The 21,383-nt window shown below is 66.6% G+C and carries 29 protein-coding genes; 18 read left to right on the forward strand and 11 right to left on the reverse strand.

Going from position 1 to position 21,383, the window contains the following annotated elements; all coding sequences use genetic code 11:
• Positions 1–16: 16 nt before the first annotated feature.
• Together VGN82_RS23155 and VGN82_RS23160 are read right to left on the reverse strand one after the other, a co-directional pair.
• On the reverse strand, positions 17–592 hold the full coding sequence (locus VGN82_RS23155) for a CAP domain-containing protein (protein ID WP_327529434.1): 576 nt from the start codon (positions 590–592) through the stop codon (positions 17–19).
• A 69-nt stretch (positions 593–661) separates the two neighbouring features.
• Positions 662–1,090 carry a hypothetical protein gene (locus VGN82_RS23160; RefSeq protein WP_327529435.1) on the reverse strand — a complete coding sequence of 143 codons (429 nt, stop codon included), beginning with the start codon at positions 1,088–1,090 and terminating at the stop codon, positions 662–664.
• Positions 1,091–1,396: 306 nt separating this feature from the next.
• Here VGN82_RS23160 and ffh point away from each other — a divergent pair, with 306 nt between their 5' ends.
• From ffh to trmD, 6 genes are all read left to right on the forward strand, one after another.
• Complete coding sequence (ffh, locus tag VGN82_RS23165) at positions 1,397–2,992, forward strand: signal recognition particle protein (RefSeq protein ID WP_327529436.1); 1,596 nt, start codon at positions 1,397–1,399, stop codon at positions 2,990–2,992.
• The gene (locus VGN82_RS23170; protein ID WP_327529437.1) at positions 2,989–3,252 is read left to right on the forward strand and encodes a hypothetical protein; all 264 of its coding nucleotides are present in this window, start codon (positions 2,989–2,991) and stop codon (positions 3,250–3,252) included. The genes ffh and VGN82_RS23170 overlap by 4 nt, the downstream gene beginning before the upstream one ends.
• Positions 3,253–3,305: 53 nt before the next feature.
• Positions 3,306–3,665, forward strand: a complete 360-nt coding sequence (rpsP, locus tag VGN82_RS23175; protein WP_327529438.1) for a 30S ribosomal protein S16 — start codon at positions 3,306–3,308, stop codon at positions 3,663–3,665.
• 99 nt (positions 3,666–3,764) lie between these two features.
• Positions 3,765–4,292 (forward strand): ribosome maturation factor RimM, encoded by a 528-nt coding sequence (rimM, locus tag VGN82_RS23180; protein WP_327529439.1) that lies wholly within the window; start codon positions 3,765–3,767, stop codon positions 4,290–4,292.
• Entirely contained in the window at positions 4,282–4,959 is a 678-nt protein-coding gene (locus tag VGN82_RS23185; protein ID WP_327529440.1) for an HAD family hydrolase, read from the forward strand. The genes rimM and VGN82_RS23185 overlap by 11 nt, the downstream gene beginning before the upstream one ends.
• Entirely contained in the window at positions 4,956–5,645 is a 690-nt protein-coding gene (gene trmD / locus VGN82_RS23190) for a tRNA (guanosine(37)-N1)-methyltransferase TrmD (RefSeq protein WP_327529441.1), read from the forward strand. The genes VGN82_RS23185 and trmD overlap by 4 nt, the downstream gene beginning before the upstream one ends.
• Here trmD and VGN82_RS23195 read toward each other — a convergent pair.
• From VGN82_RS23195 to VGN82_RS23220, 6 genes are all read right to left on the reverse strand, one after another.
• Positions 5,636–6,046: a rhodanese-like domain-containing protein gene (locus tag VGN82_RS23195; protein WP_327529442.1), complete on the reverse strand. Its 411-nt coding sequence runs from the start codon at positions 6,044–6,046 to the stop codon at positions 5,636–5,638. The two genes, trmD and VGN82_RS23195, sit on opposite strands and share 10 nt — an antisense overlap.
• A 59-nt stretch (positions 6,047–6,105) precedes the next feature.
• Positions 6,106–6,696 carry a sugar O-acetyltransferase gene (locus VGN82_RS23200; protein ID WP_327529443.1) on the reverse strand — a complete coding sequence of 197 codons (591 nt, stop codon included), beginning with the start codon at positions 6,694–6,696 and terminating at the stop codon, positions 6,106–6,108.
• A 52-nt stretch (positions 6,697–6,748) separates the two neighbouring features.
• The gene (locus VGN82_RS23205; protein ID WP_327529444.1) at positions 6,749–7,951 is read right to left on the reverse strand and encodes a pyridoxal phosphate-dependent aminotransferase; all 1,203 of its coding nucleotides are present in this window, start codon (positions 7,949–7,951) and stop codon (positions 6,749–6,751) included.
• Positions 7,952–8,079: 128 nt separating this feature from the next.
• On the reverse strand, positions 8,080–8,397 hold the full coding sequence (locus VGN82_RS23210; protein WP_327529445.1) for a hypothetical protein: 318 nt from the start codon (positions 8,395–8,397) through the stop codon (positions 8,080–8,082).
• 1 nt (position 8,398) lies between these two features.
• Positions 8,399–8,632, reverse strand: a complete 234-nt coding sequence (locus VGN82_RS23215) for a hypothetical protein (RefSeq protein ID WP_327529446.1) — start codon at positions 8,630–8,632, stop codon at positions 8,399–8,401.
• A gap of 14 nt (positions 8,633–8,646) precedes the next feature.
• A complete protein-coding gene (locus tag VGN82_RS23220; protein ID WP_327529447.1) occupies positions 8,647–8,847 on the reverse strand; it encodes a hypothetical protein in 201 nt (66 codons plus the stop codon).
• A gap of 130 nt (positions 8,848–8,977) precedes the next feature.
• On the opposite strand from VGN82_RS23220, the gene VGN82_RS23225 reads away from it, so the two are divergent.
• The 4 genes from VGN82_RS23225 to VGN82_RS23240 all read left to right on the forward strand — a co-directional run bounded on the left by VGN82_RS23225 (position 8,978) and on the right by VGN82_RS23240 (position 12,894).
• Positions 8,978–9,472 carry a YaiI/YqxD family protein gene (locus VGN82_RS23225; RefSeq protein ID WP_327529448.1) on the forward strand — a complete coding sequence of 165 codons (495 nt, stop codon included), beginning with the start codon at positions 8,978–8,980 and terminating at the stop codon, positions 9,470–9,472.
• Between the two features lie 98 nt (positions 9,473–9,570).
• On the forward strand, positions 9,571–10,545 hold the full coding sequence (locus VGN82_RS23230; RefSeq protein ID WP_327529449.1) for a Bug family tripartite tricarboxylate transporter substrate binding protein: 975 nt from the start codon (positions 9,571–9,573) through the stop codon (positions 10,543–10,545).
• Between the two features lie 152 nt (positions 10,546–10,697).
• Entirely contained in the window at positions 10,698–11,666 is a 969-nt protein-coding gene (locus VGN82_RS23235) for a phosphatase PAP2 family protein (RefSeq protein ID WP_327529450.1), read from the forward strand.
• Between the two features lie 106 nt (positions 11,667–11,772).
• Positions 11,773–12,894 carry a PQQ-dependent sugar dehydrogenase gene (locus VGN82_RS23240; protein WP_327529451.1) on the forward strand — a complete coding sequence of 374 codons (1,122 nt, stop codon included), beginning with the start codon at positions 11,773–11,775 and terminating at the stop codon, positions 12,892–12,894.
• Positions 12,895–12,900: 6 nt separating this feature from the next.
• Here VGN82_RS23240 and VGN82_RS23245 read toward each other — a convergent pair whose 3' ends face one another.
• Genes VGN82_RS23245 through VGN82_RS23255 form a run of 3 tightly spaced genes read right to left on the reverse strand, consistent with a single transcriptional unit; the run spans position 12,901 to position 14,369 of the window.
• Positions 12,901–13,671, reverse strand: a complete 771-nt coding sequence (locus tag VGN82_RS23245; RefSeq protein WP_327529452.1) for a class I SAM-dependent methyltransferase — start codon at positions 13,669–13,671, stop codon at positions 12,901–12,903.
• 36 nt (positions 13,672–13,707) lie between these two features.
• Positions 13,708–14,064 carry a DMT family protein gene (locus tag VGN82_RS23250; RefSeq protein ID WP_327529453.1) on the reverse strand — a complete coding sequence of 119 codons (357 nt, stop codon included), beginning with the start codon at positions 14,062–14,064 and terminating at the stop codon, positions 13,708–13,710.
• 44 nt (positions 14,065–14,108) lie between these two features.
• A complete protein-coding gene (locus VGN82_RS23255; protein WP_327529454.1) occupies positions 14,109–14,369 on the reverse strand; it encodes a SemiSWEET transporter in 261 nt (86 codons plus the stop codon).
• A 128-nt stretch (positions 14,370–14,497) separates the two neighbouring features.
• Here VGN82_RS23255 and VGN82_RS23260 point away from each other — a divergent pair, with 128 nt between their 5' ends.
• From VGN82_RS23260 to VGN82_RS23295, 8 genes are all read left to right on the forward strand, one after another.
• Complete coding sequence (locus tag VGN82_RS23260; protein ID WP_327529455.1) at positions 14,498–15,682, forward strand: lytic murein transglycosylase; 1,185 nt, start codon at positions 14,498–14,500, stop codon at positions 15,680–15,682.
• Positions 15,683–15,804: 122 nt separating this feature from the next.
• Positions 15,805–16,197 carry a RidA family protein gene (locus tag VGN82_RS23265; RefSeq protein WP_327529456.1) on the forward strand — a complete coding sequence of 131 codons (393 nt, stop codon included), beginning with the start codon at positions 15,805–15,807 and terminating at the stop codon, positions 16,195–16,197.
• Positions 16,198–16,208: 11 nt separating this feature from the next.
• Positions 16,209–16,358, forward strand: coding sequence for a hypothetical protein (locus VGN82_RS23270; RefSeq protein ID WP_327529457.1), 150 nt, complete (start codon positions 16,209–16,211; stop codon positions 16,356–16,358).
• Between the two features lie 15 nt (positions 16,359–16,373).
• Positions 16,374–16,937 (forward strand): ABC transporter substrate-binding protein, encoded by a 564-nt coding sequence (locus VGN82_RS23275; RefSeq protein ID WP_327529936.1) that lies wholly within the window; start codon positions 16,374–16,376, stop codon positions 16,935–16,937.
• Between the two features lie 484 nt (positions 16,938–17,421).
• Positions 17,422–18,531: a 3-isopropylmalate dehydrogenase gene (gene leuB, locus VGN82_RS23280; protein ID WP_327529458.1), complete on the forward strand. Its 1,110-nt coding sequence runs from the start codon at positions 17,422–17,424 to the stop codon at positions 18,529–18,531.
• Between the two features lie 168 nt (positions 18,532–18,699).
• The gene (gene msrP / locus VGN82_RS23285; RefSeq protein WP_327529459.1) at positions 18,700–19,656 is read left to right on the forward strand and encodes a protein-methionine-sulfoxide reductase catalytic subunit MsrP; all 957 of its coding nucleotides are present in this window, start codon (positions 18,700–18,702) and stop codon (positions 19,654–19,656) included.
• Between the two features lie 148 nt (positions 19,657–19,804).
• Entirely contained in the window at positions 19,805–20,374 is a 570-nt protein-coding gene (locus tag VGN82_RS23290; RefSeq protein WP_327529460.1) for a methylated-DNA--[protein]-cysteine S-methyltransferase, read from the forward strand.
• 119 nt (positions 20,375–20,493) lie between these two features.
• Positions 20,494–21,051, forward strand: coding sequence for an NADPH-dependent FMN reductase (locus VGN82_RS23295; protein ID WP_327529461.1), 558 nt, complete (start codon positions 20,494–20,496; stop codon positions 21,049–21,051).
• Positions 21,052–21,383: the final 332 nt, after the last annotated feature.

The raw sequence follows: 21,383 nt of genomic DNA on the forward strand, positions 1-21,383 counted from the left end.
AAAGGGGGCTTCGCCTCTAGCGGAGCGGCTGCGGGTTCGAGCCGAAATAGGCCACGGGCCCGGTCGGCATCTCGACGCGGCGCTCCCGGTCGCTGGAAACGACGAGCGCCCACCAGGCGCGGTATTGCGATTGCGGGTTCTTGGCGAGCGCGATGCCGAAGCGTGTCGCCTCGGGCATCCGCAGATTGGCGTCATGCCCGCCGGAGGCGCGCCAGCCGGCGAAGGCCTCGGCCGTCGAATAGTAGCCGCCACCGACGTTCTCGGCGATGCGCGCGCCATTGAGGCCGGCGGCGTGAACGCGCGCTGTGAAATTGCCGGCGGCGTCATGGGAGAGCGAGTTCGACGCGGCCATCGCATCGGCTTGGCGCTGAGCCATGGCGGTCAGAGCGGGGTCGAGCCTGACCGGGCCGAGACCCTGGCTCGCGCGATAGGCGTTGAAGATGCGGGTGGCTTCGGCCGGATCGAGCTTGACGGTGGCGAGGCGGTCGGACGCGCCCTGGCTCAGCGGGGTCGTGCGCTGCGGCTCGCCGGCGCAGCCGGCAGCGAGCAGGGCGATCGCGAGCAAGGCGAAGCGAGAGGGGAGCAGGTACATTGTCAACTCTCAGGTGAGGGGGCGATGTGCCGGGTGATCCGGATGGGCAGGCAATGCAACTCTGCGGTGTCAGCCGCGTCCGCCGGCGATGACGCGGCAGAGCGCATCGCGGACGTAACCCTCCGGGGCAACCTGTCCGGCCTGCACCACGAAGGCCGCATCGACTCGCGTGGCCGGTCCACTCTGACGCGCCGTCACGCGCAGATGCTGGGGACGGCCCGAGCCGCTGGTTTCCTGGATCGCGACGACCGAACTTGTCGCGTTGTCGACGCGGATGCCGGCGAAACCCTCGGCAGCAACTGCAGCGGCGAGGTTCTTCAGGACGGCTGTCGGCGCCTTGCCCTTGATGAGGTCCCAGCTGCGATAGGTGATCCCCGTGACCATCGGCACTCCATCGGCCTTGAAGTTGCCCGGGCAGGCCTGCGCCATTGCCTGCGAGGTTCCCAGGACGGCAGCGATAACTCCGAACAAGCAGGTCTTGAGAGCTCTCGTGGTCATCATCGATCTCCGGCCGGGCAAGGGCGTCGTGTATAGCGGAGCATCCGGAGCGCTCAAACCCTGGCGGATGAACGACCGGTTGCAGCGGCTTGTCGGCCCGAACCTTGACTTTCGCCACATTCTTCGGCTTTAACGCGCCATCCGTTTCGCCGACATCGTCGAGACCGCATCCGCCGACCGGGCCGCTTCACGCTTCATGAGCCCGGAGGTCAACGCCCGACAGCGCGTCTGCGCCCTCGGGCGCGAAACCGTTTGGCGGTAGGGTCGAGGCTTTGGCGGCTTCCTGAGGCAAGCAGGCTGGTCCGTATGTTCGGTACTCTGAGCGACAAGCTGTCAGGCATCCTCTCGGGCCTCACCCGCAGGGGCTCGCTGACCGAGGACGACGTCAACGCCGCGCTGCGCGAGGTGCGCAAGGCGCTGCTCGAGGCCGACGTTGCGCTCGAGGTCGTGCGCTCCTTCACCGACAAGGTCCGCGAGCGGGCCGTCGGCGCCGAGGTGTTGAAGTCGGTCACGCCCGGCCAGCAGGTCATCAAGATCGTCAACGATGCGCTGATCGAGATGCTCGGCGGCGAGGGCGAGGGCATCAGCTTCGATGCTGTGCCGCCGGTGCCGATCCTGATGGTCGGTCTGCAGGGCTCGGGCAAGACGACCTCGACGGCGAAGATCGCCAAGCGCCTGACCGATCGCAACAAGAAGAAAGTGCTGATGGCGTCGCTCGACACGCGACGCCCGGCCGCGATGGAGCAGCTCGCGGTGCTCGGCACCCAGGTCGGCGTGGCGACGCTGCCGATCGTCGCCGGCCAGTCCGCGGTGCAGATCGCCCGGCGCGCGATGGAAGCCGGTAGGCTCGGCGGCTACGACGTCGTGATGCTCGACACCGCCGGCCGTGTCACGCTCGACGAGGCGCTGATGGCCGAAGTCGTCGAGGTCAAGGCCGCGACGAATCCCCACGAAGTGCTGCTCGTCGCCGACGCGCTGACAGGTCAGGATGCGGTCAACACGGCGCGCGCCTTCGACGGCCGCGTCGGCCTGACTGGCATCGTGCTGACACGCATGGACGGCGACGGCCGCGGCGGTGCGGCGCTCTCGATGCGCGCCGTCACCGGCAAGCCGATCAAGCTCGTCGGTACCGGCGAAAAGACCGACGCGCTGGAGGATTTCCACCCCTCGCGCGTCGCCAACCTCATCCTCGGCATGGGCGACATTGTCGGCCTCGTCGAGAAGGCGGCGCAGACGGTCGATGCCGACAAGGCCCAGGCCCTGGCCCAGCGCCTCGCCAAGGGCAATTTCGACCTCTCCGACATGCGCATGCAGTTCGAGCAGATGGGCAAGATGGGCGGCCTCGGCGGCGTGATGGGCATGCTGCCCGGCATGAAGCAGATGCAGGGCCAGCTTGCCTCAGGGGTGGGCGACAAGTTGTTCAAGCAGTCGATCGCGATCATCGACTCGATGACGCCGGCCGAGCGCAAGAACCCCGACATTCTCAAGAACAGCCGCAAGAAGCGTATCGCCGCCGGCTCCGGCACTTCGCCGGAAGCGATCAACAAGCTGCTCAAGATGCATCGCGGCATGGCCGACATGATGAAGCAGATGCAGAAGCAGAAGGGCGGCATGCTCGGCAAGCTCGGCTCGATGTTCGGCATCGGCGGAGGCATGGGCGGGCTTCCGGCCGGTATGCCCGACCCGTCGAAGATGGATCCGGCGCAGCTCGCCGAACTGCAGAAGCAGCTCGGCGCGGGCGGTGGCATGCCGGGCCTGCCGCCGGGGGGCTTCCCCGGTTTGCCCAAGGGCGTCACGCCGCCTGCCGGCATGATGCCGAAGTTGCCGGGGCTCGGCGGGATGCCGGGCAGGGGATTGCCGGGGCTTGGGGGCTCCAATCCCTTCGGAGGCAAGAAGAAGTGACCAAGCCCACCGAAATGCGCGTCGGCATGTTCGACGTGTTCAAGCAGGTCAAGGCGCGTCTCGACGAGGCCAACCTGTCCTATGAGACGTCGTCCTATCGCGACGACGCCTTCTCCTTCCTCGTGCATGCGCCGGGAGAATACTGGGAGATCGACGTCCTCGAGGACGGCTCGATCGACCTGGAGATCTTCTCCTCGACCGGCATGAAGGACGATCCCTGGGCCGCCATCGACCAGCTGGTCGAAGACAACAAGCCCTGATTTCACGACTACTCAAGACCTGAAACTGAAGACCAAAACCAAGGAAGAAGAGAATGTCCCTCAAGATCCGCCTGACCCGTGGCGGCGCCAAGAAGCGCCCGTACTACCGCATCGTCGTCGCCGACGCCCGCTCGCCGCGCGATGGCCGCTTCATCGAGAAGATTGGCTCCTATGACCCGATGAAGGCCAAGGATTCGGCCGAGCGCGTCGTGCTCGATCTCGAAAAGGCCAAGGACTGGCTCGCGAAGGGCGCGCAGCCGACCGACCGCGTGCTGCGCTTCCTCGATGCTGCCGGCCTGACCAAGCGCCCGGCCCGCAACAACCCGAACAAGGGCGTTCCCGGCGAGAAGGCCAAGGAGCGCGCCGAGAAGAAGGCCGCCAAGAGCGCCGCCCCGGCCGAAGCCGAGGCGTGATGCGGATCACGGCTTGCGCGTCATTCTCGGGCGAAGCTTTGCTTCGGCCCGAAAACCTCCGGCAGGGGATGCTCGGGTCGAGCCCGAGCATGACGGTGCATGGCCGTTGACGATACGCTCGTGCTGCTCGGCGTCATCGGCGCCGCGCATGGGATCAAGGGTGAGGTCCGGATCAAGACCTTCACCGGCGATCCTCTGGCGATCGCGGACTACGGCCCCTTGTCGGACGACAAGGGGCGCCGCTTCGAAATCGCCGATGTCCGCCCCGCCAAGGAGGTGGTGGTCGCCCGGCTGAAGGGCGTCACCAGCCGCGAGGCTGCGGAAAGCCTGAACGGCGTGCAGTTGTTCGTGGCACGCGACCAGATCCCCGAGCCCGATGACGAGGACGAGTTCCTCCAGGCCGACCTGATCGGCTGCGCCGTCATCGGTCCCGATGGCGCGACGCTCGGCACCGTCACGGCGGTCGAGAACTACGGCGCCGGCGATCTGCTCGACATTGCCCTGCCCGACGGCCGCTCGGTGTTGATGCCCTTCACCAAGGCCTTCGCGCCGCGCATCGACATCTCCGGCCGGCGCATCGAGGCGGTTCCGCCCGAAGGTCTGTTCGAGGCCGAAGATGACGAGTAGTGCGCCTGCTGGAGCCCTGATCTTCGACATGGATGGTACCATCGTCGACAATATGCGCTTCCACGACGATGCTTGGGAAAGCTGGCATGTCGGGCATGGATTGCCCTTTGACAGGGCGAGCTTCTTCACCAATACGGCCGGCATGGCGGTTGGCGAGATCGTCGGTCCCCATTTTCCCGATGTGGATGCCGACGAGGTCGCTCGCCTAGGCGAGGCCAAGGAAGCGCTCTATCGCGAAAGCTATCGCCCGCATGTTGCACCGCTGGAAGGTCTGCTCGCATTGATGGACCGGGCCGATGCCGCCGGCATCCCGATGGCGGTGGCCTCCGCCGCGCCGCCGGCCAACATCGATGTGGTGCTGGATACGCTGGGCATCAGGGCGCGCTTCGCCACGATCATCGCGCCGAGCCAGGGCTTTCGCGGCAAGCCGCATCCCGACCTGTTCCTCGGCGCTGCCGAGCGGATGAAGGTCGCGCCGGAAACCTGCCTGGTGTTTGAGGATGCGCCGCTTGGCGTCGAGGCAGCACGGCGCGCGGGCATGCGCGCGGTCGCGATCCTGACCATGCTGAGCGCCGATGCGTTCGCTGCCTATGGCAACGTCATCGCCAGCGCGAAGGATTTCGCCGCGCTGGACGAGCTGCCGGCGCTGCGCTTTGCTGCGGCATGAGTTTCCGCGCTTCCGTCCTCACGCTCTATCCCGAGATGTTTCCAGGCCCGCTCGGCGCTTCGCTGGCGGGCGAGGGGCTTCGCAAGGGATTATGGTCGCTGGAGACGCATCAGATTCGCGACCATGGCATCGGCCGGCACCGCAATGTCGACGACAACCCGGCCGGGGGCGGGGCGGGCATGGTGCTGCGCTGCGATGTGCTCGCGGCGGCCATCGATGCCGCGGTTCCTGCAGACGACGCGCGCCCGCGCCTGCTGATGTCGCCGCGTGGACGGCCACTGGCGCAACGCCAGGTGCGCGAATGGGTGGCGGGCGAGGGCGTCGTGATCGTCTGCGGCCGCTTCGAGGGGGTCGATGAGCGTGTGATCGAGGGGCGCGGGCTGACCGAGATCTCGATCGGCGACTACATCCTCTCCGGCGGCGAGATGGCAGCGATGGTCGTGCTCGATGCCTGTGTGCGCCTGATTCCCGGCGTGATGGGCAAGGAACTGTCCGGACAGGATGAGAGCTTCGAGAACGGCCTGCTCGAATATCCGCATTACACCCGACCGCGCGAATGGGAAGGCAGGGGGCTGCCCGAGGCACTGCTGTCCGGCGATCATGCCCGGATCGCGAAATGGCGGCGGGCCGAGGCCGAACGCATCACGCGCGAGCGCCGGCCGGACCTGCTGAAGACTCAGGGATAAGCCGCCACCGGCAGCTTCTCGGCAAGCCAGCCGCCCGGGCCGAGCATGCCCCCGCGCACTGACACGACATCGCGCCAGCCGCGGCCGGCGAGCTTGGCGCGCAGCGAAGAGCTCAGCGCACCCCCGCGGTCGATCAGGGCGATGCGCTTGCCGCGATGGTCGAGCCGCAGCCCCGCCAGCCTGACCTCGAAGCCCGGTGTCTCGGCATCGAGCGCGACCGCGCCTTGTGGCAGGCCGGTGTCGCGCCATTCCTCGGGCGTGCGCACATCGATCAGGACGATCCTGCCGGCATTGGCTGCCACGTGAGCTTCACGCGCGCTCAGCGAGCCCTCGGCGGTCTGGCCATGGGCGAAGCCGGTCAGCCCGATCAGCAGCACGAACGGCTTGATGAGCGCTCTCATGGGTAAGCGACGCACCCGCGCCCGCGGGAGCGATGTGGTGTGGCATCGCGGCGCCCCCGTCAGGGCCGGAATCCCGTCTTGTCGGCGTCGGTGATCTCGCGCAGGACGCGGCAGGGTACGCCGGCCGCGATCACGCCGGCCGGGACGTCGCGGGTCACGACACTGCCGGAGCCAATGATCGCGCCGTCGCCGATCGTCACGCCCTGGTTGATCTGGACATGGCCGCCGACCCAGACGGCGTTGCCGATCGTGATCGGCTTGGCGTAGCAGCCGCCTGCGGCGCGTTCGAGCCTGTCGATGGCGTGGTTCGAGGTGTAGAGCCCGACGCGGGGGCCGAACAGCACATCGTCGCCGATGGTGATCTCGCCGCCATCCAGCATGACGCAGTCGAAATTCGCATAGAAGCGCTGGCCGATGCGGATGTTGAAGCCGAACTCGCAGCGGAAGCTCGGTTCGAAATGCGCGCCGGTACCGACGGCGGCGAGGAAGCCGCGCAGCAGCGCCTCGCGCTCCTGCTGCGTCTGGCCGAAGCTGCGATTATAGGCGTCGGTCAGGCCGACAGCGCGGGCGCGGGCGGCGACCAGCTCAGGGGTCAGGTCGTTATACATCCGCCCTGACAGCATCAGGGCGCGCTGCTCTTGCAAGGTCATGCCGTCATCATGCATGGCAGCCGGCGGCATGAGCGGCCGGCTGCCCAAGCGATCAACGCAGCTCGGCGCAGAAGCGCTGGATGCGGCGGCAGGCCTCCTCCAGCTTCTCGTCCGAGGTGGCATAGGAGATGCGGAAGTTCGGGCCGAGGCCGAAGGAGGAGCCGTGCACGGCGGCGACGGCCTCCGCCTCGAGGATGCCCATGACGAGGTCTTCGTCGGTCTCGATCTTCTTGCCGTTCGGCATCGTCTTGCCGATCAGGGCGGAGCAGTCGGGATAGACGTAGAAGGCGCCCTCAGGCTTCGGGCAGACAAGGCCGCGGGTCTGGTTCAGCATGGAGACGACGAGGTCGCGACGGCGTTCGAAGGCCTTCTTGAAGACGGGCAAGTGGTCCTGCGTGCCGTCAAGAGCCTCGACTGCGGCCCATTGCGAGATCGCCGAGGTACCCGAGGTCTGCTGGCCCTGGACGAGGTCCATGGCGTTCATCAGGTGCTGCGGGCCGGCCGCGTAGCCGATGCGCCAGCCGGTCATGGCGTAGGACTTCGAGACGCCGTTCATGGTCAGCGTCCGGTCATAGAGGCCGGGCTCGACCTGGGCCGGGGTCACGAACTCGAAATCGCCATAGACGAGATGCTCGTACATGTCGTCGGTCAGCACCCAGACATGGGGGTGGCGCATCAGGACGTCGGTGAGCTTCTTCATCTCGGCGCGGCTATAGGCGGCGCCGGACGGGTTCGAGGGCGAGTTCAGGATCACCCACTTGGTCTTCGGCGTGATGGCGCGCTCGAGTTCCTCCGGCTGGAGCTTGAACTCGTTCTCGATCTTCGTCTCGGCGAAGGTCGCGGTGCCGCCGCAAAGCGCCACCATCTCGGGGTAGGAGACCCAGTAGGGCGAGACGCAGATAACCTCGTCGCCCGGATTCAGCGTGGCGAGCAGGGCGTTGTAGATGACGTGCTTGCCGCCGGTCGAGACGATGACCTGGCTCGGCTTGTAGTCGAGGCCGTTCTCGCGCTTGAACTTGCGCGTGATCGCCTCGCGCAGCTGCGGGATGCCGGAGACCGGCGTGTACTTCGTCTCGCCACGACGGATGGCGGCGATCGCCGCTTCCTTGATGTTGTCGGGCGTGTCGAAATCGGGCTCGCCGACGGAGAGCGAGATCACGTCCTTACCCTGCGCTTTCAGATCGCGCGCCTTCTGCGTGATGGTGATGGTCGCAGACGGCTTCACGCGATTCAGGGCGTCGGCAAGAAAGGCCATGGGACTGTTCTCCGGGAGCGGACTGGGCTCGCGCCTGGCTGGCGCGCGCGTGGTTTAGGACTCATGGCGGCCCATCGCAAGCCAGAGTGATTGATCATTGCCAGAAGCAATGCGAATTGGAGCGGCAGTCAGCTTGCCCGACGCTGCTCAGACGCGAAGGTGCGTGACGAGACGACCGGCACCGGGCAGGCGTCCGCGTCGTCCTCGCCGGCCATGGCCTCGCGGGTCTGGCGACGCAGCACGGCCTTGACGGCGCCGGCGGTCCAGCGGCCGCGGCCGAAACAGGGGAAGCCCCGTCGGTTCAGCCGGCGCGCGATGTCGGCGGGATCGCCGATTCCGACCGAATGGTACTGGTCGATCAGGGCCCCCGCCGCCGAGAACAGAATGGCGGAGAGGTCCCTGTGCAGCCGCCGTGCCTGACGGTCGGCCATGTCGTCGCGGGACATGTCAGTGTGGGCCTTGGCCAAAGCTCGGCTCGACGCCGTCAGGCGACAGCATCACGGCATTGGCATGGCCACCCTCGAAGAGGGCGAAGCGGATGGCTGCCTTCTTGTCGCGGAAGATGCCCTCCGACAGCCCCTCGAGGTCGCGAGCGACCCAGAATCCAGTTTGCGAGCGGCCGACGAGGAAGAGATGGCTCTTGCAGTCGAGTCGTGTCCGAAGCGCGCGATGCTGGCCCATATCGAGCCGTGCTCTCAGAGGCCTGGCACGTGCAGCCAGACGCGCAACGCAAGCACGCCCGCTACGATGGCCAGGAAGCCAGCGAGCATCGCCAGCTCCGCGAGCAGGGAGTCGGCATCGTTCGTTGTGCTGCTGCGCGTCGTCCGCATCGTGCGGTAGACGGCCCGGGCGCGCCGCAATTCGCGGCTTTGGGCGGGGCCGACAAGCATGGTCATGGGGAACCTCCATCGATGAAGGTGATGTAGGTTTGGACCGCGTAGGAATGCCATTCCGGGCGCAATGCGAAGATATAAAGGCGGTATAGGCGTGTTGCGCCGCTGCTTCGGCGCTGCCATGGCTGCACCGATGGAACCTGCACCTACCGACAAGAGCCCGCCGATCACGATCTATGTCGATGCCGACGCCTGTCCGGTGAAGGCCGAGGTCTTCAAGGTGGCCGAGCGTCATCGCCTGCGCGTCTTCGTCGTCGCCAACAGCTACATGGCGCTGCCGCGCGAGCCATGGATCGAGCGCGTGGTGGTTTCTGGCGGGTTCGACGCGGCTGATGACTGGATCGCCGAGCGGGTCGCGCGCGGGGCGATCGTCGTGACCTCAGACATCCCGCTGGCAGACCGCTGCATCAAGGCCGGCGCCGAAGTCATCGGCCCAACCGGGAAGCCCTTCACGGAAGCCTCGATCGGCATGGCGCTGGCGACACGCGACATGATGGAGGACCTGCGCGCGATGGGCGCGGCGAGCGGTGGGCCGAAGCCCTTTTCGCCGAAGGACCGCTCGGCCTTCCTGCAGGCGCTCGATCTCGCGATCCAGCGCCTGAAGCGCGCGGGTTTCACCGTCGGCTGAAGCATCGGCATGCTGCGCCAAGAGCTTTACGGAGAACGCCTTTCTCCTTAATGGTCCCGGCAAGCCCGTCACAGATCGGGCCGTCCGGGAGGAATCTCATGTCGTTGACCCGCCGCTCCACGCTCGGCCTGATGGCTGGCGCCGTTTTCGCTCCTTCGCTCGTGCGCGCGCAGAGCTTCCCGAGCAAGCCGATCACCATCGTCGTGCCCTATCCGGCGGGCGGGCCGACCGACGCGATCGCACGCTTCGTCGCCCAGGACCTGTCGGGTTCGATCGGCCAGAACGTCGTGGTCGACAACCGGGCCGGGGCCTCGGGTGCCGTCGGCACGCGCGCCGTCGCGCATGGCCCGGCCGATGGCCATACGATCGTCTTCGGCAACAACCAGACGCACGGGAACAACATGTTCCTGCTGAAGGAGCCGGGCTACGACGCGGTCAAGGATTTCGCGCCGCTCGCCGGTGTCGGCGCCTTCGAGCACGCCTTCGTGGTGCGCAACGACCTGCCGGCCAAGGACATCAAGGAGCTGATCGCGCTCGCCAAGGCCGATCCCGACAAGCTCAACTACGGCTCGACCGGCGTCGGGTCCGGCTCGCATCTCGCGATGGAGCTGTTCATGCAGCGCACCGGCATCAAGATGACGCATGTGCCGTTCCGCGGCGCCGCGCCGCTGGTGCAGGAGATCATTGGCGGGCGCATCGACATCGCCAACTCGACGCTGCCGAGCGTGCTTGAGCAGATCAACGCCGGCACCCTGCGCGCGCTTGCGATCGCAAGCCCCGAGCGCAACCCGAATGCCAAGGATGTCCCGACGCTGCGCGAGCAGGGCGTGAGCAACGCCGACGCCGATTCCTGGGCTGCCTTCTTCGCGCCGGCAGGGACCCCCACACCGGTGCTCGATACGCTGTCGAAGGCGATCCTGGCTTCACTCGCCAAGCCGGCCGTTCGCGATGCGATCCTGAAGCTCGGCTTCACCATGAAGCTCCGCGATCCCGTGGCGTTCCGGCCTTACCATCTCCAGGAAATCGCGGTGTGGGAAAACATCATCAAGGCTGCGGGCGTGAAGCCGGAGTGACGGCACTGCCTGCAAGCATCCTGATTTGATGCAGAAGGACGCCCACCTGCCGGGCGTCCTTCGAAATACTGCGATCTTTAACCAATCGCGTTGACCGTACGCAAACCTCTGCCGGCGACAGTGGCGCCCGTGGCAGTGGAGAGCGGCGGTCGATGCTGGGCGGGACAGATGAGCGGGCGGCGGAGCGAGCCTCCCGGATCGTGTGGCGGACGATCTTCGGCCTCCTTGCGGTTGTGCTGCTCGCGGTGCCGTTCACGAATGTGACGATCGAACCGCTGCCGTTCACCGCGCCGTTCGCCGTCGGTCTCGCGCTCGCCGGAGCCGGCCGATACTATGCCCGCCGGCGCTCCGATCCGAAAATCGCCGCCGCATTGGACTGCATGGGCCAAAGCCTGGCGTTCCCCCCCGCGACGGCTCTGGCCTCCTATCTCGTGGTCACGCTGGGTTTCCCGATGCAGGACGCAGCCTTCCACCGGCTCGACCTCGCGCTGGGGCTTGACTGGCGGGCCATGCTGGGCTGGCTCGATCGCAACGCCTGGCTCGCGCCGCCGCTTACCTTCGCCTACAAGACCTACATGCATCAGGGCCTCGTCCTGACGCTGTTGCTCTGCTTCTGCGGGCGCGGCATGGCGGCGCGCAGCATGATCCTGGCGATGATCATGGCCGGGGTCGTGACGGTCGTGCTGTCGGGCCTGATGCCGGCGGTCTCGATCTTCGAGTTTCTCAAGCTCACGCCGGCGGATTATCCTAACCTTCGTCCTGCCGCCGGGCTGGTCCACCTGCCCCATGTGCTTGCGCTGCATTCGGGCGAAGCATTCGTGTTCGACACGAGACAGACGCACGGGATCATCACCTTCCCGTCCTATCACGCTGCGCTCGGGCTCATCATGCTCCTGGCTGCCTGGAGCCATCCCTTGCTGCGCTGGCCATTCTTCGTGCTGAACGCCGCGATGATCGTGGCGACGCCGATCGATGGCGGACATTACTTCATCGATGTGCTCGCCGGGCTGGCGATCGCGGCGCTCGCTCATGTCCTTGCCCGGCGTGTGCTGGCGCCGCGCACGGCCGAACGCTACGAGCCGCGCCCTGCTGCCCAAGCGCCCGCTTTCGCCAAGACCTGACCCGGCTGGGCGCCTTCGTGGCCGCGGGACGCGGCTTCCTCGGTTGGTGCGGCTCGCATGCGTGCCTATCTCCGGTGCACCCTTAATCTGCCGGAGCAGCCAGACCATGCGGATTTCCACCACCATCCTGTCGCTCTGTGCCGCGCTTGCGGCGGCTCCGGCCGTCGCCCAGCAGCGCTTTCCGTCGAGCGCCGGCGATCTCGCCGTCGAGACGGTGGCGAGCGGCCTCGAGAACCCGTGGGGACTGGCCTTCCTGCCCGACGGACGCATGCTGGTCACGGAGCGACCGGGGCGGCTCAGGCTGATCGGGGCGGATGGCAAGCTGTCGGCGCCGATCGCGGGCGTTCCCAATGTCGCGGCGCGTGGGCAGGGCGGGCTGCTCGACGTGGTGATTGATCCCGGCTTCGCCCAGAACCGGACGATCTACCTGTCCTTCTCGGAGCCGCGTGCCGGTGGCAGCGGCACCAGCGTCGCTCGCGCCCGCCTGAACGAGCGCGGCACGGCTTTGGAAGGCACGAAGGTGATCTTCCAGCAGATGCCCACGGTCAACAGCACGATGCATTTCGGTTCGCGGCTGGTGTTCGACCGCTCCGGTGCGCTCTTCGTCACGGTGGGCGATCGCTACAGCCAGCGTGAGCAGGCGCAGAGCCCCGCCAACCATATCGGCAAGGTCATGCGGATCAGCCCGCAGGGCGGCGCGCCCGCCGATAACCCGAAGATCCAAGGCTGGCAGCCCGAGATCTGGTCGATCGGCCATCGCAACGTCCAGGGCGCTGCGCTCCATCCCGAGACGGGCCAGCTCTGGACCGCCGAGCACGGTGCGCGCGGCGGCGATGAGGTCAACACACCCAAGGCCGGGCGCAATTATGGCTGGCCGGTCATCACCTACGGCATCGACTATTCCGGCGCGAAGATCGGCGAGGGCACGACCAAGGCCGGCATGGAGCAGCCGCTGTTCTATTGGGACCCGTCGATCGCACCGTCGGGCGCAGCCTTCTACACAGGGCCGGTCTGGCCGGCCTGGAAGAACTCGCTGTTCGTCGGCGCACTCGCCGGCCAGATGCTGGTCAGGCTCTCAACGCAAGGGGAGAGCGTCACCGGGCAGGAGCGCCTCCTCGCCGATCTTGGCCAGCGCATCCGCGATGTGCGGCAGGGGCCGGATGGATTCCTCTACCTGCTGAGCGATGCGGCCGACGGGAAGGTGCTACAGGTCAGGCCGGCGCGGTAGGGGCGGTCAAATGATCTCGGCCAGTCTCGTGTCCTGCGACAGCACCAGGCACCAATGCGGCTCGAAATCGGCGCCGAGCGGCCAGATCCAGTCCTTGTAGATCTCCAGGAGCCGGCTCTGGTAGCGCTCGAACCAGGCGCGCTGGCAGAGCACGAACTTGGTCGCGCCGACGATGGTCTCGCGGTCAATGACGCAGAGCGGAACGATCTCGGGGTTGGCCTCGAGATAGGCCTGCACCGCGACCATCAATGTCGGATAGCCGGGGTGGAGCATGTCGTCGAGGACGATCAGCCCGCCTTCGGCGAGGCAGGCGGTGGCGAGGGCCAGATCCTTCCACAGCGCCGTGCGCGAATGCTCTCCGTCGATATGGATGAAGCGCAGCCGCGCGCCAGCCGCATGGGCGAGCAGGTCCTTCGGGGCCATCGCGCCGGCATCGCCCTTGATCGTCCGGCGCCGCTCGGGGCCGATTCCGTGCCGGGCGCAGTTGGCCTCGAAGCGCTGCTCGACGCCCGGATCGGGCCACTCGAAGATGTCGAGTGCCAGCGCGATCTCGTCGGGCTCCAGCGCATGGGCGAGCGTGATGAAGAAGCGGCCCTCGAAGGCGCCGATCTCGGCGATCGGGCCCTTCACGCCTTCCTCCGTCTGCAGCCGCAGCAGCCTTGCGCAGATCGCGGCGGCGAAGCGCGAGGACATGCCGACGACGCCATCATAGCCGCCGGCAAGATAGGTCTCGACCGCCGGGTGGCCGGAGGGGGGGATGTTCGCTGGCCTGTCCATCCGTGCGGACCCCAATTGCGCTTGCTCGTGCGGTTGTCAGGCTTTCGCCTGGAAGATGAAGAAGGCGCCCGCCGCGATCAGGGCGAAGCCGATCGCGTGGTTCCAAGTCAGGGCCTCCTTCAGCCAGAACACCGAGAAGCCCGCGAAGACGGTCAGGGTGATGACCTCCTGCATCGTCTTCAGCTCGGCGGTCGAATAGACGGCCGCGCCGATGCGGTTGCCAGGCACGGCCAGCATGTATTCCGGCAATGCGATCATCCAGCTCGCGAGGATCGCGAGCAGGATCGCGCTGCTCTTGTAGCTGAGATGCCCGTACCAGGCGAAGGTCATGAAGACGTTCGAGCCGATCAGCATCAGGACCGGCAGGACATGGGCGGCGGTGATGGAGGGCATGCCGGGGCTTTCGCGAGCGATGGCAGGGAATGCGGTGGCCGTTCTCAGCCGAAGCGCAGTTTCATCATCACGATCATCGAGACGAGGACCAGCGTCAGCGAATTCGCCAGGATGACCGGCCAGGAACCGATCTGAAGCCCATATGTCAGCCACAGCACGGTGCCGAGCGCGAAGAGCGACTGGGTCCAGAGCGAAATCGCGCGGGTGTCGCGGGTGCGCACGGTGCGCCAGGCCTGCGGCAGCCAGGACAGGCTGGTCAGTGCCGCGGCCGCGAAGCCGAGAAATTCGATCGAGGCTGTCGACATCGGCGAATCCAGTGCGAGGTTCATCCTCTTAGTCGGATTCGGCGCTGAGCGCTGCAAATCCGCGATGGTTAACCTCCCTTAACCGCGGCGCCCTAGTTTCGCGTCATTCCTGCGATTCGGTGGAGACCATGCGCGCAACCACATTGGCCTTTCCCCTCATCCTGCTTGCCTCGGCCGCTTCGGCGCAGGGCAATTTCCAGTCCTGCCTGTCGGGCCTGCGCTCGGAGGCCGCCGCCAAGGGCGTGTCGACGGCAACCTTTGACCGCGCCATGGCCGGCGTCGAGCCGGACATGAAGGTGATCGAGGCGATGAACAACCAGCCGGAGTTCAAGACTCCGATCTGGGACTATCTCGGCACGCTCGTCGACGAGGAGAAGGTTGCGGAAGGCCGTGCCATGCTTCGACAACACGGCGCGACGCTGGCGGCCGCCGAGCAGCGCTTCGGCGTCGATCGTCACACCATCCTGGCGGTCTGGGGTGTCGAGAGCGATTTCGGCAAGGCGCGGGGCAAGATGCCGCTGGTACAGGCGCTGTCGACCGGGGCCTGCCTCGCGCCGCGCCGCAACGCCTTCTTCAAGGGCGAGCTGATCGCGACGCTGCAGATCATCCAGCGCGGCGACGTCCGGCCGGAACGGCTGTTCGGCTCCTGGGCCGGGGCCTTCGGCCATACCCAGTTCATCCCCTCGACCTATCTTCGCCTCGCCGTCGATGGCGATGGCGATGGGCGGCGCGATCTCGTCGACTCGATTCCCGATGCGCTGCATTCCACGGCGAACTTCATGGACAAGGCCGGCTGGGTGACGGGCGCGACCTGGGGCTACGAGGTCCGCGTGCCGAACGGCTATTCCGGTCCGACGGGGCGAAATCCCAAGCAGCCGGTCTCGTCCTGGGCAGGGCGCGGCATCGTCAAGTTCGACGGTTCGGCGCTGACCGGCTCCGGCAATGCCGGGTTGCTGATGCCGGCGGGGCGCAACGGTCCGGCCTTCCTGGTCTTCAAGAACTACGACGCGGCTTACAGCTACAACGGTGCTGATTCATACGCGCTGGCCATCTCCCTCCTGTCCGACCGCCTGCGCGGGCGGCCCGGTGTCCAGGGCGACTGGCCGACGGACGACCTGCCGCTCTCCCGCGAGCAGCGCCGCGAGCTGCAGCGCCTGTTGATCGCGCGGGGCTACAATGTCGGCGAGCCCGACGGTGCTGTCGGATCGCTGACGCGGGCTGCGATCAAGGAAGTCGAGGCCCGGATCGGCATGCCGCAGACCGGGAGGCCCGGCGAGAAGGTGCTGCGGGCACTCAAGAGCGGGCGGGTCTGAACCTCCCCAGAAAACGGGTGGCGTCCTCTGCCGCTTCTGGCGAAGGACGGCGTCACTTCCGACCAGGGGCTTCGTACCCTGCAGTCGCTGCAATGGACTGCGCCTTTTCTCGGAGGATCTCCATGAACCGTCGCCTCATCTCAACCGGCTCGCCATTCGAAACGGCATTCGGCTACTCGCGGGCGGTGATCGACGGCGATCTCGTCTTCGTCTCCGGCACGACCGGCTATGACTACGTCACCATGACGCTGCCGGAGGATGTTGCCATGCAGGCGCGCAACATCTTCCGCACTCTGGATGCCGTGCTAGCGGAAGCAGGCTCCTCGCTGGCGGGCGTCGTGCGGGCGCAGTATTTCGTGACCGACCGGAGCTATTGCGAGCCGGTGCTGACGGTCTGCGGCGAGGTGTTCGGCGAAATCCGCCCGGCTGCGGGGATCTACGTCGTCTCCGGGCTGCTCAAGCCGGAAATGAAGGTCGAGATCGAGGTGACGGCGCGGCTGACCCGGACGGCGTGACCCGTCCCTGATTGACCGAACTGGTATATCTCTTGCTCAATTGCAGGATCGCGGCCGCGCGCAAGGTCGCCAAGATCGACCGGATCGAATGGGTTGCACTCACGGAGGCATCCGCGGTGGTCGGTGCGCTGATGCAGGGCGAGGTCGACTGGTACGAGTAGCCGCCCGCCGATCTGCTGCCTGTGCTGAAGGGCAACAAGGTCATCGCGATCGAGAACGTGCCGCTCGGGCTGTTCCTGCTGATGCGCTTCAACCAGATGAAGCCGCCCTTCAACAATCCCGCCATCCGGCGCGCGGTGATGATGGCGATCAACCAGACCGACTACATGGAGGCCGTGGTCGGCAACAAGGATTACTACAAGGAGGCCAAGACCTTCTTCACGCCGGGCGCGCCGATGTCGACGGGGACCGGCGGCGCTGGTGCGATGCAGGGCAACCTCGAGAAGGCCAAGGCCATGCTCAAGGAGGCCGGCTACAAGGGCGAGAAGATCATCCTGCTCGCGCCGGGCGACCAGCCGATCGCGTATCAGCAGTGCCTCATCACAGAGGACCTGTTCAAGAGGCTCGGCATGAACGCCGAACTCGTCGCCACCGAATGGGCGAGCTTCATCGGACGACGCGCCAATCGCGGCCTGGCGGAGCTGGGCGGCTGGTCGTGTTTCCCTACGCTGTGGTCCTGCGCCGACACGCTCTACCCGGCGCTGCATCCCCTGATCCGCGCCAATGGCGGCACGGCCTAGTTTGGCTGGCCTGACGATCCGCAGATCGAGAGCCTGCGCGAGCAGTGGATCGGCGAGCCCGACGCGGGCAAGCAGAAGGAGATTGCTGCGTCCCTGGAACGTCGCGCCTTCGAGTTCGTACCTTATGTGCCGGCCCGGCTGGTGCAACAGCCGATGGCCTACCGCAAGAGCCTGACCGGCATGGTGCTCTCGCCGGTGCAGTTCTTCTGGAACATGGAAAAGAGGGCCTGAGGCGCTGAAAGGGCCGCCTGAAAGACCTGGCCGGGCTGGCGTGCGTAGCGTCAGCCCGTGTTCCTCCGATCGTGCGTCGCGGCTCTGACAGGTCGCGATCCTTGGCAACGAAGCCCGCAAATACCGTTGGCAGGCCGCCCAAGCGGGGCTGGATTGCGGCGATGTGCTTGCCTCGCCTCGTTTCCGACCGTAATCAGCCGCGCAAGGCCGTGACGGCCGGATCGATCCAAGAACAATTCGCGAGGCGACGACCATGGCGACCCACAAGCTCCTAATGCTTCCCGGCGACGGCATCGGCCCCGAGGTGATGAGCCAGGTCGAGACCATCGTCTCCTGGTTCGGCAAGCAGGGGCTGGCCTCCTTCGAAATCGAGAAGGGGCTCGTCGGCGGCGCGGCCTATGACGCCCACAAGCAGGCGATCTCGGAAGGCGACATGAAGCTCGCCCAGCAGGCCGACGCTGTGCTGTTCGGCGCGGTCGGCGGACCGAAATGGGCCGATGTTCCGTATCAGCACCGACCGGAAGCCGGCCTGCTGCGCCTGCGCAAGGAACTCGGCCTGTTCGCGAACCTGCGTCCGGCGATCTGCTATCCGGCGCTGGCCTCGGCGTCGTCGCTGAAGCAGGAGGTCGTCGAGGGCCTCGACATCCTGATCGTGCGCGAGCTGACCGGTGGCGTCTATTTTGGCGAGCCGAAGGAGATCGTGACGCTCGAGGACGGCTCCAAGCGCGGCATCGACACGCAGCTTTACACGACGCCGGAGATCGAGCGGATCTGCCGCGTCGCCTTCGAGCTGGCGCGCACCCGCCGCAACAAGGTTTCCTCATCCGAGAAGCACAACGTCATGAAGACCGGCGTGCTCTGGAAGCAGACGGTCACGGCGCTGCATGCGAAGGAATATGCGGATGTCGAGCTCGAGCATGTGCTCGCCGACAACTGCGCCATGCAGCTCGTGCGCTGGCCGAAGCAGTATGACGTCATCGTCACCGACAACCTGTTCGGCGACATCCTGTCCGACATCGCGGCGATGCTGACCGGTTCGCTCGGCATGCTGCCCTCCGCCTCGCTCGGCGCAGAGGACCCGGCCACCGGCAAGCGCAAGGCGCTCTACGAGCCCGTCCACGGCTCGGCGCCCGACATCGCCGGCAGGGGGCTGGCGAACCCGATCGCGATGATCGGCTCCTTTGCGATGGCGCTGCGCTATTCCTTCGGCGCTGGCGAGGCGGCCGACCGGCTCGAGGGCGCGATTGCCGATGTGCTAGGCTCCGGCACCCGCACCAAGGACATCGCCGCCCCCGGCGCCAACGCCGTCTCGACCACCGAGATGGGCCAGGCGATCGTCAAGGCGCTCGAAGCGCGCGGCTGAGCCTGTTCCGTCATGCTCGGGCTCAGCCCGAGCAGCTAGGTCGCGGAGTGGTACGAGATGGTCGGCTCAAGGCCGACCATGACGCGTCGCCACCTCTCCCGCTCGTGACTTGCGCGTTCAGGGAGGCGGGCGCAGTGTCCCGGCATCTCAAACGGAGCATGTCCGTCGATGCTGATCAAACACCGTGCCGGCTGGGAACTGCCCGAGAGCCAGGCCACGCCGGAAGCCGCTTTCCTGAACCGCCGCAGCTTCCTGGCGGGCGGCGCCGGGCTGATCGCCGGGTCAGCCCTGCCTCTGGGAGCGTTGGCGCAGGGGCCGGATCCGACCGCCGACCTGTACCCGGCCAAGAGAAATGCCGCCTACACGCTCGACCGACCACTGACGGAAGAGGAGGACGCGGCGAACTACAACAACTTCTACGAGTTCGGAACCTCCAAGGACATCGTCGCCTCGTCCAAGCGACTGGTGACACGGCCCTGGACGATCGCGATCGACGGCCTGGTCGAGAAGTCGCTCGAGATCGGCTTCGACGACCTCGTCCGAAAGCTGCCGCTGGAGGAGCGTCTGTATCGCTTCCGCTGCGTCGAGGCCTGGTCGATGGCCGTCCCGTGGACCGGCATTCCGCTGAAGGCGTTCGTCGAATTCGCCAAGCCGCTCTCTGGCGCGAAGTACATCCGCTTCGAGACCTTCCTGAATCCGCGCGTGGCGCCCGGCCAATCGCAACGCTGGTATCCCTGGCCCTACACCGAGGGGTTGACCATCGCGGAGGCAACCAACGAACTGCCGCTGCTCGTCACCGGCATCTACGGCAAGCCGATCCCGACGCAGCATGGTGCGCCGATCCGACTGATCGTGCCCTGGAAGTACGGGTTCAAATCGGTCAAATCGATCACCAAGATCAGCTTCGTCGCCGAGCGGCCGAAGACGTTCTGGGAGGGGCTGCAATCCTCGGAATACGGCTTCTGGGCCAATGTGAACCCGCAGGTCCACCATCCGCGCTGGAGCCAGGCGAGCGAGCAGGTGCTGGGCACGCGCGACCGCAAGCCGACGCTGCTGTTCAACGGTTATGGCGAGCAGGTCGCAGACCTCTACAAGGGGCTCGAGGGCGAGAAGCTCTTCATGTGAGCGCCCGTGGGGCCCAGGCGTGACTGCGAGGAGCGAAGCGACGAAGCGATCCAGGACGGCGTAGATGGCGCTGCCGCCCCTGGATTCCTTCGCGGCGTTCGCAATGACGAGGGTGACGCGTCCATGCGTGCTGGCCTAAGGTGAAGCCATGCAGCACTTCCGCCTCTTCGACACCGCCATCGGCAGTTGCGCGCTGGTCTGGCAGGGCGGGCGGATCATCGGGGCGCAGCTTCCCGAGAAGGACGAGGAGACCGCGCGACAGCGTCTGACACGGCGCTTCCCGCAGGCGAGCGAGGCCCCGCCTCCCGATTTCGCCGAAGCCGCCATCGCCGACATCACGGCGCTGCTCGCCGGCGAGCCGCGCGACCTCTCGCATCTCCCGATCGATCTCGCCAGCGTGCCGGCGTTCAACCGCAGGGTCTATGAGGTGGCGCTCGCCATTCCGCCCGGCGAGACGCTGACCTATGGCGAAGTCGCCGCCCGGATCGGAGAGCCCGGCGCCGCACGGGCGGTCGGCGTCGCGCTGGGGCAGAACCCGTTCGCGCCGATTGTTCCCTGCCATCGCGTCCTTGCCGCCGGCGGCAAGACCGGCGGCTTCTCGGCGGATGGCGGCGTCGAGACGAAGCTTCGGATGCTGACGATCGAGAAGGCGCGGACCAGCCCGCTTCCGGGCCTGTTCGATGCCTTGCCGCTGGCGGCGCGGCCGAAGGCGGGCTGAGCGGGCAGGGAACCCGAGAGGACGGACGAGGTTGCTTTGGCAGACGGTGTCGGCGGCTTGCACGATGCCGCGCGGAGCGCCTAGCTTCCGCTCTAGACCCCCATGCCTAGAGGACCTCCATGGCCAAACCGAAGCTCGCCATCGTCGTCGGTAGCAACCGACGCGACTCGATCAACCGCAAGCTGGCGGAAGCGCTGGCCAAGCTCGGCGCCGAGGCGTTCGAGACCAGCTTCGTTCGGATCGACGATCTGCCGCTCTACAGCCAGGATCTCGAAGCGGAGGGCTCCTGGCCGGCGCAGGCGGACCGGCTCAAGGGCGAGATCGCGGCGGCGGACGCCATTCTGATCGTGACGCCGGAGCACAACCGTTCGATCCCCGCGGCGCTGAAGAACGCGATCGACTTCGCCTCGCGGCCCCACGGCAAGAACGCCTGGGCCGGCAAGCTGATCGCCGTCACGGGAACCAGCGGCGGGGCGATCGGCACGGCGGTGGCGCAGCAGCATCTGCGCATGATCATGACGAATCTTGCGGGCGCCGTGCTGGGCGGGCAGGTCTTCGTGACCTTCAAGGAAGGGCTGATCGACGACCGGCACGAGATCACCGATGAGAAGACCCGCAAGTTCCTGCAGGGTTTCATCGACCAGTTTGCAGGAGTGGCGCGGAAATTCGCATCCTGAGGCAGGCTGGGATCGACCCCGCGCATCGGGCTCGCCCGCGAAGAGCCAAAAAAAGGGCCGGCGTCCCGTGAGGGAGCCGGCCTTGAAAGTTTGAAACATCCGGCTCAAACGCCAAACATCTCAGAGGGGAACGGCTGAAACGAACTCGATGCCGGGAGGAGATAGCAGAGCCCGTTCCGAACAACCGTGATTGCTATATCGGGCAGCAGCTGCCTTTTTGCAATGCAGCATTGCTTGGGTCCGCCATGCGGAAATTGCATGAACTGCGGTCAATTGGCGCGATTTGGTTCTAAATTGTTGATAAATATGCACAGAACGCAGCCGCGACGTCG

It is taken from the genome of Allobosea sp. (assembly GCF_035999205.1).
Taxonomy (GTDB): Bacteria; Pseudomonadota; Alphaproteobacteria; order Rhizobiales; family Beijerinckiaceae; genus Allobosea.